We start from the raw sequence: 14,984 nt of genomic DNA on the forward strand, positions 1-14,984 counted from the left end.
ACGCCACCCCGTCAGGCGGGCCAGCAGCCGGGCCGCGGGGCGTCGCGAGCGGAACCGCCGGCAGTCGCACAGCCCGCAGTCGCTGCCCCGTCGGAGGTGCTGGTGGACGAGGCCCGCGTGGCCGCATCGGCACAGACCGGTGGTGGGACGCGGAGGCACCGCAGCAGCGTATCGGCGTTCGGCTCACCGCGCGTCCCCTTCCCCGCGACTGTCCGACCACTCGCGCAGCGCCGCCCAGGTGGCGCCGGGGCGCAGCTGCTCGTCGAGCAGGGTCCACGCGGCGGGGTTCCACGGGGTGGGGTGGAGGTAGTACCACGACAGCGCGGCGACGTACGGCGTGCAGCCGACGGCGTCCAGCGCCGCCACGGCGTACGCCGCCCGCTGCTCGTCCGGCACGCCGGGGATCCCGCGGTAGTCGGTCGTGGGGTAGCCGAACTCCCCGAGGTAGAGCGGCACGTCCAGGCCGCGGTCGGCGAGCAGGTCGTGCAGCCGGGCGTAGCCGAGGAAGTTCTCGTCGTAGGTGCCGAACGGCTCGCGCTCGTAGACCCGCTCCGGCGCCTCGACGTCGGGCGCGCCCGGGCTGTAGGGGTGGACGCCGACCAGGTCGACCGGGAGCGCCCCACCTGCACCGTCGCCCGCCCCCGCGCCCTCGCCTGCACCCAGCTCGTCCAGCAGGCGCTCGAGGTAGCCGACGTCGTTGCCGGCCAGGCCGCCGCTGATCAGCTGCAGGTCGCCGGCCCCGCCGGCGGCGTCGACAGCGTCGACGGCGTCGGCGGTGGCGCGGAGCAGCCGGGCGAAGGCGGCGGGGTCGGGGCCGGTGCTCCAGAACTCCGCGGAGTTCGGCTCGGTCCACACCTCGAGGTACGCCGCCCGCCCGTCGAGGTGCTCGACGAGCAGCGTCACCCAGGCCGCCCAGCGGTCGAGCTCGCCGTCGCTGAGCGGTGGGCGCCAGCGCCCGCCGGGCGTGCCGGGGTCGTGGGCCCAGTCGGGCGTGTCGACGGCCTGCACGCGGACGTCCAGCCCGCGCTCGCCGGCCGCGGCCAGGACGCGGTCGAGGGCCGACCAGTCCGGCTCGGCACCGGCACGCGGCTGCACCGTCCGCCAGCTCACCGACGTGGAGACCACGCCGGCACCGGCCGCGGCGGCGAGGTCGACGAGCCGCTCGACGCGCGGGGCGGGCAGCAGGGGGTCGGCGGGGTCGCCGGTCGCGGCCTGGACCCCGAGGTCGAGCACCGGGCCCGCCGCCGACGGCGCGCACCCGGGCTCCTGGCCGGCTGCGGCCGAGCCGGGCGTCGACGTGCCCGACGACCCCCCGCTGGCGGCGAGCGCGCCGGCGCCGACGGAGGCGGCCACGACGGCGGCGGCCACGAGCACCGGCCAGCGGGCGCGACCGGCGGCCGTCCGCGCGGCGCGGAGCCGGGCCGGCACCCGCCACCGGAGCCCGCCGAACGCCTCCCGCAGCCACCGCTGCCCCAGCACGACCTCGACGACCATCGCGGCGAGCCAGCCCAGGCAGAGACCGATGGCGCCGCCGAGCACCCCGCCGACCGCGGCGCCGGTCAGCTCCAGCAGCACCGCGCCACCGGCGAGCCGGGTCGCGAGCCCGTGCCGTCCCTGCACCCGCCACAGGGTGACGAGGTGGTCCTTGACGACCATCCACAGCCCGGCCGGCACCAGCAGGGCGAGCACCGGGTAGGACCCCGCGGCGTACTCCCCGCCGAAGACCTGCAGCACCGGCCGGCCCAACGCCCATGCGCCGAGGCACAGCGTCAGGCTGAGGGCGAGGGCCGCGGGCAGCGTCGTGCGCATCTCCTCGCGCAGCTGCTCGGTCGTGGTGTTGGCGCCGTGCGCGAAGAGCGCGACCGCGAGCAGGTAGGGCGGCAGGAAGGCGAACGTCGCGAGCATCCACGCGACGGCGAGCTCGGCGTTGGCGACCGAGGACAGGACGACGCCGGCGACGACGGGGACGAGCGCGGTGCCGGCGGCGACGGCGAGGTTGAGGCCGTGGTGGCGCAGGGCGGGTCGGGCGTACGCCGCCACGTCGGCGCCGAGGGCCGGCCCGGCCGCGCCGGCGCCCGTGCGCGGCAGGCGCAGGCCGCCGGCCGCGGCGACGAGCGAGACGACCAGGGGCAGCACCCAGCAGACCTGGAGCACCAGCTCGTCGCGGCTGCCTGCGAGGAGCAGCCCGGCGGCGATCGGGAACCGCAGGCCGGAGGCGAGCAGGTTGCGCCAGACCTGCACCGAGGAGCGCCGCAGCCCGAGGGTCGCCTCGTCCAGCACCACCGCGCACCCGGCCGCGACGACACCGGCGACGAAGACGGCAGCCCCGGCGGGGTGCCCGAGCGCCTCGGCGAGGTTGGGACCCAGGAGCCCCGAGGCGGCCGCGACGGTGGTGCCGACGACGAGCGCCGCGAGCACCACGGCCAGCAGGCTGCGGAGGACGAGCCGCCGCTGCCGTGCCGGCGGGTGGAGCGGGAGCTCGGCGACCAGCAGCGTGCCCAGCCCGAGGCTGGTGACCAGGCCGAGGAAGGTCTGGGTGGAGATGGCCGCCGCGGCCACGCCGACCTCGTGCGCCGGCACGAGCCGGGCGACCAGGACCCAGAAGACGAAGCCGAGGCCGGCGCCGACCACCTGGGCGGTGAGCAGCGACCGGAACGGCGCGAGGATGCCCTCGCTCGGGGCCGGCGCGCTCATCGCGCCTCCTCGGCGGCGGCGACGGGCGGGGCGGGCAGCGACGGGGTGTCCAGCTGCGCCCGCCACTGGGCGAGGCACGCCACCACGACACAGGTCACGAGGACGCCGGCGGCCAGGGCCGCGACCGCCGGGAGGGCCGGGGGCCGCCGGTCGCCCGTCGGTACAGCCGCCGGGAGGAGCGCGATGGCGCCGGTGACGAGCGCGAGCAGGACGGTCCCGGCGACCGGCTCGACGCCGACCAGGGCACCGACCGCTCCGAGGGCCATGAGGACGGGCAGCGAGACCAGCAGCGCCGTCGGCGTCGCCACGAGCGTCTGCAGGCGCGAGCGGCCGAGCAGGACGACCGCCAGCAGGGCGAGGCCCGCGAGCGCGAGCTGTCCGGGTCGCGCGTCGCCGGGCAGCACCGGGTCGGGCCGGTCGGTGAACACCTGGCGCTCGCCGGTGAGCGCGCGGACGTCGTACACCCGGACCGGCCCGTCCAGGACCAGGTCGACGCCCGGGACGTCGGCGAACTTGCCGAGCTGCTCGGCGTCGAGGACGGCCGCCTGCTCGCCCCAGCCCTGGCTGCCCTCGAACCAGGAGCCCGAGCGGACGCGCTGGCCGGTGATCCGGGTGTCCACGGCGACGAAGTCCACGTCGCCGTCGCGGATGATCGCCAACGAGCGGTCGTCGACCTCGCGGGCGAGGAAGAGCTCGGTCACGTTGACCGCGTCGCCGGTGCCGGGCGAGGAGGTCACCGGCTCGACGGGGGCGAAGTTCGGCAGGACGCGACCCAGCGTGGTGTCGGTCGCGATCCGCGAGCCGGCCGGCAGGTGGCGGCCCGCCCAGCGCGCGACCTCGACGGTGGTCGCGTCGACGGAGCGCTGCTCCGCGCCGGGCAGGTAGCCACCGGGGACGCGCTGCCAGTCCGGGCCGCTGCCGAGCATCGTCCCGCCGAGCACGAGGAGCACGACGGCCGGCACGCCCAGCCGGCCGACCTCGCGCAGGCGGGGCACCAGCCACGCGCCCACGACGAGCGCCATCGCCATCGTCACGAACGTCGAGGCGCGGTCGGCGACCTCGCCGGCGGCCGGGGAGAGGCGGGCGACGAGGAGACCGGGGTACGCCGCGGCGAGCACCAGCGGCAGCAGCCGCGCCCGCGAGCGACCGACACCACGGCCGCGCCACGCGGCGTACGCCGCCGGGACGAGCAGGAGGCACCACAGCACCATGGAGCCGGCCATCACGCCGACCTCCCAGGCGGGCGCCGGGGCGCCGCCGCCGTCGGCGCCGACCGAGCGGCCGCCCCCGTCGAGCGCGAGGAGCCGGGCGAGCTCGGTGCCGGCGTTGTCGAAGATCGGGCCGAGGTAGCGGACGAGCAGCGGGGCGACGATCGCCGCCCAGGCCGCGGCGACCACCGTCGCGACCTCGGCGGCGACCAGCGTCCGGCGGGCGCGGAGCTGCTCGCCGCCGAGGCGGAACAGCAGGGCGAGCAGCCACAGCGCGCCGAGGGTGAGCCAGCTGGTCAGGTGGTGGGTGACCGCCAGCGCGGCGAGGCAGACCTGTGCGGCGACCATCGGCCGCCAGGGCCGGGTCTCGGCGGGGTCGCAGGCGCGGGCGAGGAAGAGCAGGGCGGCCGCGAGCATCGCGATCGCGACGGTCTGGTAGCTGAACTGGGCGTTGAAGAAGTAGAACTGCGCGCTGGCCATGTAGAGCAGCACCACCAGGCCGGCCACCCGAGCCGAGCGGGTCACGGTCGCGGCGAGGAGGAACAGCGCCACGACCAGCGTGACCCGGGCGAGGACGACCACGACCACCTGGCAGGCCACGAGCGGCAGCCCGCTCACCCAGTGCACGGCGACGGCCGCCAGCTCCAGGCCCGGGTAGTGCGGGCTGACCGGGAGCATGGAGTTCTGCGCGAACAGCCCGGCGCCGTCGGCCAGCGTGACGAGCGTCGTGACGTGGAGCGTCTCGTCGAAGCGGGTCGCGAGCAGCGGACTGGTGAGGAACCAGGAGAGGTAGAGCAGGAGCGAGCAGGCCACCGCGGCGACCAGACGCTGCGGGCCGGTGAGCCGCTCGCCGAGCAGCACGACGGCGTACGGCGCGACCAGGCCGACGAAGCCGACGTACCAGCCCACGGTCGCGGTCGTCTCGTGGCCGGCCCACCCGGCGACGTACCCCAGCACCTGGACGAGCAGTGCGAGGGACGCGACCAGCGTCGCGACGGCGACGGGGTGGGCCGTGCGGCGGGCCGGCGACGCCGCGGCGACGGCCGGCCGCTCGAGCAGCGTGGTCATCCCGCCGCCACGACGACGGCCCGGCCCTCGCGCGCCAGCGCCGTGTCGTAGACGTCGACGAGCCCGTCGACGCAGTCCTCCCACGTCGGCAGGGCCGACGCCGGCGGCTGCACCGGGTCGGCCAGCTGCGCAGCGATCGCGGCTGCCGTCGTCGCGGCGTCCGCGTCGGGCTCCACGGCGCGCGCCCAGCCGGCCTCGGCCAGCTCGGTCAGCCCCGAGGTGCGGCTGACCACGACCGGCCGTCCGGCGGCCAGCGCCTCCATCACCGCGACGGGGTGCGCCTCGTAGTCGCTCAGCAGGACCACCACGCCGGCGCCCGCGAGGGTCGCGGCCATCGCGGCACGGTCGGTCGGCGGGACGAAGCGGATGGTCACCCGGTCTGCCACGCCGAGCTCCGCAGCGAGGGCACGCAGCTCGGGCTCGTAGGGACCGGAGCCGAGGATCTCCAGCCTCGCCCCGGGCCGGCGCTCGAGCAGGTGAGGCAGCGCCGCGACCGCTCGGTGGTGCCCCTTGTAGCGCTCCAACCGCCCCACGCTGAGCACGAGGTCCGGGTCGGGCACGGGCGCCGAGGCCACCGGCGGCAGCGTCCCGCCGTTGCGCACGAGGCGGACCCGCCCCGGCTCCCCCAGCACGTCGTCGAAGCGCCGAGCCTCGAACACCGAGACCCCTACCAGCGTCGCCGCGCGCCGCAGCAGCGGTGCGAGCAGCCGGAACTGCAGCCCGCGCGAGCGCTCGCGCAGGGCGCTGGACGACCCGCCGGTGTGGAAGGTCAGGACGTACGGCGCCCGCCGGGCGAGGGCGGCCAGCATCGCGAGCGGCGGCACCAGCGTGTGCACCCCCTGGACGTGCACCAGGTCGTGCCGGCCCCGCAGGACCGCCCAGGCCAGGCCCGGGCTGAGGTACCAGTCACGCTCGCGCGGCCACGCCCGGAAGCGGCGTACGACGTAGCCGCCCGCTCCCCCGACGCGCTCGACGCGCGGCAGGCGACCGCTGCGGTCGGTGGTCAGCACCTCGACCTCGATGCCGCGGCCGGCCAGCCTGCCGGCCACCTCGCCGACGTGGGCCTCGATCCCGCCGATCTCCGGCCGGCACCGCGCCGCCACCATCCCGACCCGCGTCGCGCCACGAGTCGGCCGGGTCATGACGCGACCCGGACCCTGCGTCGGGCCAGCCCCGAGGCGCCTGCCGAGCCTGCCTCCGTCCGGACGGCCAGCGGCAGCTGCGGGTGCAGCTCCTGCATGGCGCGCGCCCGGCGGCGCTCGGCGCGGGCGGTGCGGAGCACGCGCAGGCCGTCGGAGACGGCGTGCAGGTTGCTCTCCCCGAAGATCCGCAGCCGCTCGACGCTCGGGACCTCGGTGATCCGGGCGCCGGCCGCGGCGAAGCGGCAGTTGATGAGCGTCTCGATCTCGAACCCGTCGCCCCACAGCATCCGGCCGTCGGGGCGGCCCGGCAGCTCGGGGTCCGGCAGGTCGAGCAGCGGCAGCAGGTCGGCCCAGAAGGCGTTGTAGCCGTAGCAGAGGTCGCTGAACCGCGTCCCGAAGCCCTGGTTGACCACGCCGTTGAGGAACTTGTTGCCGGCCCGCCGGACCGGCGTGATGTCGGCGCTCCCGCCGCCGGGGCAGAACCGACTGCCCTTGGCGAAGTCGGCCCCCGCGACCAGCGCGTCGACGAAGCGCGGGATCTCGGCCGGGTCGGCGCTCCCGTCGGCGTCGAACATCACCACCACGTCACCGGTGACGGCGCCGAACCCCACGGCCAGCGCGTTGCCCTTCCCCCGCCGGGTCTGGGTCAGCACCGTGATCCCCGGCAACGCCTCCTTGGCGGCCGCGACGGTCCCGTCCAGCGAACCGCCGTCCACGAGGATCACCTCGTGCACCTCGGGCAGCTCCGGCAGGACGACCGCCAGGTTGCGTGCCTCGTTCAGGGCCGGCACGACCACGCTGATGCGCGGGTCGGACGGCCGGTGGAGCTTCTCGTCGGGACGTACGCCTCGCGGGCGTGCAGCATCAGACATGTTCCGTGAACCCCCCAGTTCAGTAGCTGCGCACCACCCCCATCGGGCACGCAGCGCGCACGGGCTAGTGCGGCATAGTCACAACGGGCTATGCCCCACATGGTCACGGCCGACACCCCCGAGGTGACCAGGCCCACGTCGGCGCACCCCGTCCGCGCGTCCGTCCCACCCATCGGGGCCGCCGACACGGACCACGGGACCCGTGCCCCCGGCCGCCGCCGCGCCGGAGGCCCAGCGCCAGGACGGGTACGCCGCGCAGGTCGGGGCCGGAGGCGGACGGCGGGCGGGCAGGCCCGGTCGTGGTCGGGTCCGGCGGGCCGGAGCGAGGAACGAGCGGCGTCCCCGAGGCCGCAGCTCGACTCAAGGGGTTTCGACACGCTCGCTGGCGCTCGCTGCTCAACCAGCGGTGGGTCCTGGCGGCCTTCGCTGCTCCACCAGCGGGACGCGATGGCGTCCCCGAGGCCGCAGCTCGACTCACGGGGTTTCGACACGCTCGCTGGCGCTCGCTGCTCAACCAGCGGTGGGTCCTGGCGGCCTTCGCTGCTCGACCAGCGGGCGGAGCGGGCCGGGCGGCCTCCACTGCTCGACCAGCGCGGGGCGCTAGCGCGAGAGCAGCGGATCGAGCGCGACGGCGACGAACAGCAGGGAGAGGTAGAGGTTCGAGGAGTGGAACAGCCGCATCGGCTGGATCACCGCGAGGTCCTCGGTGCCGCGCGCCCGGGCGTGCATCCGGTGCGCCTCGAGGAGGAACACCGCGCCGAGCACCCCGGCGGCGACCGGGTAGGCCGGGCCGGTGTCGGCGACCGGCCACAGCACCAGCGAGGTGGCGACCATGACCCAGCTGTAGACGACGATCTGCCGGCCGACCTCGTGGGCCGGCTTGACCACCGGCAGCATCGGCACGTCGACGTTCGCGTAGTCCTCGCGGTAACGCAGCGCGAGCGCCCAGGTGTGCGGCGGCGTCCAGAAGAAGACGACCAGGAACAGCACGACCGGCACCCACGACAGCTCGCCGGTGACGGCGGTCCAGCCGATCAGCGCCGGGAAGCAGCCCGCGAGCCCGCCCCAGACGATGTTCTGGGTCGTGCGCCGCTTGAGCAGCATCGTGTAGACGAAGACGTAGAACGCGTTGGCGCCCAGCGAGAGGCCGGCCGAGAGCCAGTTGACCCAGACGCCGAGGATCACCGTGGAGAGCACCGCGAGCACGGCGCCGAAGACCAGCGCGGCCGCCGGCGACACGATGTGCCGCGGGAGCGCCCGCCGGCGCGTGCGCCGCATCTGCTCGTCGATGTCGCGGTCGTAGACGCAGTTGAACACCGAGGCCGACCCGGCGGAGAACGTCCCACCGACGACCGTGGCGAGCACCAGGCCGAGCTCCGGCACGCCCCGGTCGGCGAAGAACATCACCGGCACGGTCGTGAGCAGGAGCAGCTCGATGACGCGGGGCTTGGTGAGCCCGACGTACGCCGCGACGACATCGCGCAGGCTCGCCCGCGGGGTCGGCTCGCCGGACTCGTTCCGCTCGGCGGCGGTGGCCGACTGGCCGACGTGGGTCACGGGTTCCTCGGATGGGATCGGGAGCGTGGAGCGGGTGTGAGTCTAGACCCCGGTGTCAGTAGGCTCGGAAACGCCCGAGCCCGATCGCTCCTCCGGTGTGAGCGGTCTCTCCCACCCCTTGAAAGGTTCCTCGTGACGACTGTGCCCGACCTCGAGTGGAGCGACCTCGACGACAAGGCGGTGGACACGGCCCGGGTCCTGGCGATGGACGCGGTCCAGCGCGTGGGCAACGGGCACCCAGGGACGGCCATGAGCCTCGCCCCGGTCGCCTACCTGCTGTTCCAGAAGGTGATGCGGCACGACCCGGCCGACCCGACGTGGATCTCCCGCGACCGGTTCGTCCTCTCGTGCGGCCACTCCAGCATCACGCTCTACACGCAGCTCTTCCTCGGCGGCTTCGGCCTGGAGCTCGAGGACATCAAGGCGCTGCGCACGTGGGGCTCCAAGACCCCCGGCCACCCCGAGCTCGGGCACACCGCCGGCGTCGAGGTGACGACCGGCCCGCTGGGCCAGGGCGTCGCCAACGCCGTCGGCATGGCCATGTCGGCCCGCCGCGTGCACGGCCTGCTCGACCCCGACGCGGCCCCCGGTGAGAGCCTCTTCGACCACCACGTCTACGCCCTGTGCTCCGACGGCGACCTCCAGGAGGGCGTGAGCGGCGAGGCGTCCTCGATCGCCGGGACCCAGCAGCTGGGCAACCTGACGGTCGTCTACGACCGCAACCGGATCTCGATCGAGGGCGACACCGACGTCGCGTTCACCGAGGACGTCGCCCAGCGCTACGAGGCGTACGGCTGGCACGTCCAGACCGTCGACTGGACCAACGGCGGCGAGGAGTACCGCGAGGACGTCCCGGCCCTGCACGCGGCGATCGTCGCCGCGGGCGAGGTCACCGACCGCCCGTCGCTCATCGTGCTCGACACCGTCATCGCGTGGCCGGCGCCGAACGCCCAGGGCACCGAGAAGGCCCACGGCAGCGCGCTCGGCGACGAGGAGGTCGCCGCGACCAAGGAGATCCTCGGCTGGGACCCCGAGCAGCGCTTCCAGGTGCCGCCGGAGGTCCTCGAGCACACCCGCGCCCTGCGCACCCGCGGGTCCGGCTGGGGCAAGGAGTGGGACGAGCGGTACGCCGCGTGGGCGGCCGCCAACCCCGAGGGCGAGAAGCTCCTGCACCGCCTGAAGGCGCGCGAGCTGCCCGAGGGCCTCGCCGACGTGGTGCCGACCTTCGAGGCCGACGCCAAGGGCGTGGCCACCCGGTCGGCGTCCGGCAAGGTCATCAACGCGCTGGCGCCGGTGCTGCCCGAGCTGTGGGGCGGCTCGGCCGACCTCGCCGGCTCGAACAACACCACCATCGAGTCGGCGCCCTCCTTCATCCCCGAGGGCCGCAGCACCCGCGACTGGACCGGTGACCCCTACCAGGGCCGCGTGCTGCACTTCGGCATCCGCGAGCACGGGATGGGCGCGATCATGAACGGCATCGCGGCCGACAAGCTCACGCGCGTCTTCGGCGGCACGTTCCTCACGTTCTCCGACTACATGCGCGGCTCGGTCCGCGTCGCGGCGCTGAGCCAGCTGCCGGTGACCTACGTGTGGACCCACGACTCGATCGGTCTCGGCGAGGACGGCCCGACCCACCAGCCGATCGAGCACCTGGCGGCGCTCCGCGCGATGCCGGGCCTCGACGTCGTCCGCCCGGCGGACGCCAACGAGACCGCCGCCGTGTGGCTCGAGGTCCTGCGCCACGTCGACCGCCCGGCCGCCCTGGCGCTCACCCGCCAGAACGTCCCGGTCTTCCCGCGGGGCACCGACGGCTTCGCCACCACCGACGACGTCGCCAAGGGCGCCTACGTGCTGGTCGACGCCGAGAGCGGCGACCCCGACGTCATCCTCATGGGCACCGGGTCGGAGGTGCAGCTGGCCGTCGAGGCCCGCGAGCTGCTCGCCGCCGACGGCATCGCCGCGCGGGTCGTGTCGATGCCCTGCCTGGAGTGGTTCGAGGAGCAGTCCACGGCGTACCGCGAGACCGTGCTGCCGCCGACCGTCAAGGCGCGCGTCTCGGTCGAGGCCGGCGTCAAGCAGGGCTGGCGCGAGTACGTCGGCGACCACGGCCGGATCGTGTCGATCGACCGCTACGGCGCGTCGGCCGACTACGCCCGGATCTACCAGGAGTACGGCGTCACCGCGCGCGCCGTCGCCGACGCCGCGAAGGACAGCCTCCGCGTCGCCACCGAGTGACGCCGCCTCCCACCGCAGCACCGCAGAGACCCGGGGCGCACCGGAGTGACCCGGAGCGCCCCGGGTACCGGGACCAACGACTTCTAGGAGGGACCACCAGTGAGTGATCGTTTGCAGGCCCTGGCTGACGCCGGCGTCTCGATCTGGCTCGACGACCTCTCGCGGGAGCGGATCGAGACCGGCAACCTCGCCGATCTCGTCTCCACCCGCTCCGTCGTCGGCGTGACCACCAACCCGACCATCTTCGCCTCCGCCATCGCGGACGGCGAGCGGTACGACGAGCAGGTGCGGAAGCTGGTCGCCGACGGCCGCCCGGTCGACGAGGTGATCTTCGAGCTGACCACCGAGGACGTCCGCAACGCCTGCGACGTGCTGGCCCCCGTGGCCGAGCGCACCGCCGACGACGGCCGGGTCTCGATCGAGGTCGAGCCCGACCTCGCCAACGACACCGAGGGCACCATCGCCTCGGCGCGGGCGCTGTGGCAGGCCGTCGACCGGCCGAACGCCCTGATCAAGATCCCGGCGACCCTCGAGGGGCTGCCGGCGATCACCACGGCGATCGCGGAGGGGATCAGCGTGAACGTCACGCTGATCTTCAGCGAGGAGCGCTACCGCGCCGTCATGGACGCCTACCTCACCGGCCTCGAGCAGGCGCGCGACGCCGGCCTCGACCTGTCGACCATCCGGTCGGTGGCGTCGTTCTTCGTCTCGCGCGTCGACTCCGAGGTCGACAAGCGGCTCGAGGCGGTCGGCAGCGAGATCGCCCTGGCCCTGCGGGGCAAGGCGGCGATCGCCAACGCTCTGGTGGCGTACGACGCCTTCGCCGAGGTCGTCGCGTCCGACCGTTGGCGGGCGCTCGCCGACGCCGGGGCGAACATGCAGCGACCGCTGTGGGCCTCGACCGGCGTGAAGAACCCGGACTACGACGACACGATGTACGTCGCCGGCCTGGTCGTCGCCGACACCGTCAACACGATGCCGGAGAAGACCCTCGAGGCCTTCGCCGACCACGGCGAGGTCCGCGGAGACGTCGTGACCGGCAAGGGCGGTGAGGGCCGCGCGATCCTGGAGCGGCTGACCGAGGTCGGCGTCGACTTCGACGACGTCCTGCTCGTCCTCGAGCAGGAGGGTGTCGAGAAGTTCAAGAAGTCCTGGACCGAGCTCGTCGAGACCGTCCGGGGCCAGATGGAGAAGGTCGGCGCGTGACCGCTGCGCCGGTGGACCCGACCTCGACGACGGCCTGGGCCCGGCTCACCGCGCTCGCAGAGGGCTTCGCGCCCGACCTGCGCGGCTGGTTCGAGCAGGACCCGGGCCGCGTCGAGCGGTGGACGCACACCGCCGGCGACCTGCTGGTCGACCTGTCGAAGTCGCTCGCCGACGACGACGTCCTGGCCGCGCTGCTGGACCTGGCCGAGGAGGTCGGTCTGGCGGCGCGGCGGGAGGCGATGTTCCGCGGGGAGCGGATCAACGTCAGCGAGGACCGCGCTGTCCTCCACACCGCCCTGCGGCTCCCCCGCGACGCCCCGCCCGAGCAGCGACCGAACGTCGACGGGCACGACGTCCTGCCCGACGTCCACGAGGTCCTCGACCGGGTCTACGCCTTCGCCGAGCGGGTCCGCAGCGGCTCCTGGACGGGCGTGACCGGCGAACGGGTCCGCACCGTGGTCAATATCGGGATCGGCGGGTCCGACCTCGGGCCGGTCATGGCCTACGAGGCCCTGGCGGCGTACCGCCAGGAGGGGCTGGAGTGCCGGTTCCTCAGCAACATCGACCCCACCGACGCCGCGACGACGCTCGCCGGTCTCGACCCGGCGACGACGTTGTTCATCGTCTCCAGCAAGACCTTCGGCACCCTCGAGACGCTCACCAACGCCCGGCTCTGCCGGCAGTGGCTGCTCGACGGCCTGCGCGAGCGGGTCGACGGCGACCTCGACGAGCGTGCCGCGGTCGCCCAGCACTTCGTCGCCGTCTCGACCGCGCTGGACAAGGTGGCCGACTTCGGCATCGACCCCGAGAACGCCTTCGGGTTCTGGGACTGGGTCGGCGGTCGGTACTCCCTGGACTCCGCGATCGGCACCTCGCTCGCGATCGCGATCGGCCCCGAGCGCTTCGCCGAGATGCTCGCCGGCTTCCACGCGATGGACGAGCACTTCCGCACCGCCGAGCCCGCGGGCAACGTCCCGGTGCTGATGGGCCTGCTGAACGTCTGGTACGGCGACCTCCTCGGCGCCCAGACCCACGCGGTCCTCCCCTACTCCCAGCTGCTGCACCGCTTCCCGGCGTACCTCCAGCAGCTGACGATGGAGTCCAACGGCAAGAGCGTGCGGTGGGACGGCACCCCCGTCACCACCGAGACCGGCGAGGTCTTCTGGGGCGAGCCCGGCACCAACGGGCAGCACGCGTTCTACCAGCTCATCCACCAGGGCACCCGGCTCGTGCCGGCGGACTTCATCGCGTTCGCGAATCCGGCGTACCCGCTCGCCGACGGCGAGGACGACGTCCACGAGCTGTTCCTCGCCAACTTCCTCGCCCAGACCCGCGCCCTGGCGTTCGGGAAGACGGCCGAGGAGGTCCGCGCCGAGGGCACCGAGGAGTCCGTCGTGCCGGCCCGGGTCTTCCCCGGCAACCGCCCGACCGCCTCGATCATGGCGCCCGACCTGACCCCGGCCGTGCTGGGCCAGCTCGTGGCGCTCTACGAGCACATCACCTTCGTCCAGGGCGTGGTCTGGGGGATCGACAGCTTCGACCAGTGGGGCGTGGAGCTCGGCAAGCAGCTCGCGCAGCAGGTGGGCCCGGCGATCGCCGGCGACGCCGACGCCCTGGCCGGGCAGGACCCCTCCACCCGCGCCCTGATCGCCTACTACCGGGAGCACCGGCGCCGATGACCACTCCTCCGCACGCCAGCCCGCGCATCGAGGTCCACGAGGACGACCGCGCGCTCGCCACCGCCGTGGCCGGCGAGCTGCTCACCCGGCTCGCCGACGCCCAGGCCGCCGGGAGGGTCCCGCAGATCGCCCTGACCGGCGGCACCATCGCGGAGGTCGTCCACCGCGAGATCGCGCGGCTCGCGCCCGGCTCCGAGGTCGACTGGACCCGGGTCGTCGTGTGGTGGGGCGACGAGCGCTACGTCGAGCCGGGGTCGCCTGATCGGAACGCCGGCCAGGCCCGGGAGGCGTTCCTCTCGGTCGTCGGGGTGCCCGACGAGAACGTCCACGAGGTGCCCACGACGGCCGACTGCGCCAGCGTCGAGGAGGCCGCGGCGGCGTACGCCGAGACGCTGCGGACCCACGGCGCCTCCGAGCTCGAGGTGGTCATGCTCGGGCTCGGGCCGGACGCCCACGTCGCCTCGCTCTTCCCCGGTCACCCGGCCCTCGACGTCCGCGGGACCACCACGGTCGCGGTGCACGACTCCCCCAAGCCCCCGCCGGAGCGGGTGAGCCTGACCTTCGAGGCGCTCAACGCCAACCGGGCGCTGTGGTTCCTCGTCAGCGGCGAGGGCAAGGCCGAGGCCGTCGCCCGCGCGCTCGCCGGCCGCACGGGTGCCGGCGAGGACGTCGCCGACGTGCACGACGTCCCCGCCGCGGGTGTCAGCGGCGGCGAGGAGACCATCTGGTTCCTCGACCGCGCCTCCGCCTCGCGCCTCTAGCCCCACCGCTGGTCGACCAGCGGAACGGACCGCTGGTTGAGCAGCGAGCGCCAGCGAGCGTGTCGAAACCCGGTGAGACACCCACCCACCGCGAGCACCTCACCGGGTCTCGACGACGCTCGGCGCTGGCGCGCCTCCCTGCTCGACCAGCGACACGCACCGCGGGTTGAGCAGCGAGCGCCAGCGAACAACGGGACGCCCGGGCCTGGCATGCACCGCTGGTTGAGCAGCGAGCGCCAGCGAGCGTGTCGAAACCCGGTGAGATACCCACCCACCGCGGGCACCTCACCGGGCCTCGAGGACGCTCGGCGCTGGCGCGCCTCCCTGCTCGACCAGCGGAACGGACCGCTGGTTGAGCAGCGAGCGCCAGCGAGCGTGTCGAAACCCGGCGGGACACCCACCCACCGCGAGCACCTCACCGGGTCTCGACGACGCTCGGCGCTGGCGCGCCTCCCTGCTCGACCAGCGGCACGCCTCGCTGGTTGAGCAGCGAGCGCCAGCGAGCGTGTTGAAACCCGGTGAGATACCCACCCAGCGCGCCTCCCTGCTCGACCTGCGGGAC

9 protein-coding genes are annotated in these 14,984 nt (G+C 74.6%); 4 read left to right on the forward strand and 5 right to left on the reverse strand.

Annotated elements, in window-relative coordinates:
* Window positions 1-183 precede the first annotated feature (183 nt).
* The 5 genes from QWY28_RS17660 to QWY28_RS17680 all read right to left on the reverse strand — a co-directional run bounded on the left by QWY28_RS17660 (window position 184) and on the right by QWY28_RS17680 (window position 8,541).
* A complete protein-coding gene (locus tag QWY28_RS17660; protein ID WP_300953889.1) occupies window positions 184-2,694 on the reverse strand; it encodes a lipopolysaccharide biosynthesis protein in 2,511 nt (836 codons plus the stop codon).
* Entirely contained in the window at window positions 2,691-4,970 is a 2,280-nt protein-coding gene (locus tag QWY28_RS17665; protein ID WP_300953890.1) for a hypothetical protein, read from the reverse strand. Before QWY28_RS17665 ends, QWY28_RS17660 begins: the two co-directional genes overlap by 4 nt.
* Window positions 4,967-6,112, reverse strand: coding sequence for a glycosyltransferase family 4 protein (locus tag QWY28_RS17670; protein ID WP_300953891.1), 1,146 nt, complete (start codon window positions 6,110-6,112; stop codon window positions 4,967-4,969). Before QWY28_RS17670 ends, QWY28_RS17665 begins: the two co-directional genes overlap by 4 nt.
* Window positions 6,109-6,984, reverse strand: a complete 876-nt coding sequence (locus tag QWY28_RS17675; protein ID WP_300953892.1) for a glycosyltransferase family 2 protein — start codon at window positions 6,982-6,984, stop codon at window positions 6,109-6,111. Before QWY28_RS17675 ends, QWY28_RS17670 begins: the two co-directional genes overlap by 4 nt.
* 600 nt (window positions 6,985-7,584) lie before the next feature.
* The gene (locus QWY28_RS17680; protein ID WP_300953893.1) at window positions 7,585-8,541 is read right to left on the reverse strand and encodes a heme o synthase; all 957 of its coding nucleotides are present in this window, start codon (window positions 8,539-8,541) and stop codon (window positions 7,585-7,587) included.
* Between the two features lie 204 nt (window positions 8,542-8,745).
* On the opposite strand from QWY28_RS17680, the gene tkt reads away from it, so the two are divergent.
* The 4 genes from tkt (at window position 8,746) to pgl (ending at window position 14,422) form a co-directional block, all read left to right on the forward strand.
* Complete coding sequence (tkt, locus tag QWY28_RS17685) at window positions 8,746-10,776, forward strand: transketolase (RefSeq protein WP_439117266.1); 2,031 nt, start codon at window positions 8,746-8,748, stop codon at window positions 10,774-10,776.
* 99 nt (window positions 10,777-10,875) lie between these two features.
* Window positions 10,876-11,982, forward strand: coding sequence for a transaldolase (tal, locus tag QWY28_RS17690; RefSeq protein ID WP_300953895.1), 1,107 nt, complete (start codon window positions 10,876-10,878; stop codon window positions 11,980-11,982).
* Window positions 11,979-13,661, forward strand: a complete 1,683-nt coding sequence (gene pgi, locus QWY28_RS17695; protein WP_300953896.1) for a glucose-6-phosphate isomerase — start codon at window positions 11,979-11,981, stop codon at window positions 13,659-13,661. Before tal ends, pgi begins: the two co-directional genes overlap by 4 nt.
* Window positions 13,658-14,422, forward strand: a complete 765-nt coding sequence (pgl, locus tag QWY28_RS17700) for a 6-phosphogluconolactonase (RefSeq protein ID WP_300953897.1) — start codon at window positions 13,658-13,660, stop codon at window positions 14,420-14,422. Before pgi ends, pgl begins: the two co-directional genes overlap by 4 nt.
* Window positions 14,423-14,984 lie beyond the last annotated feature (562 nt).

This window comes from Nocardioides oceani, from assembly GCF_030412965.1.
GTDB classification, from domain to species: domain Bacteria; phylum Actinomycetota; class Actinomycetes; order Propionibacteriales; family Nocardioidaceae; genus Nocardioides; species Nocardioides oceani.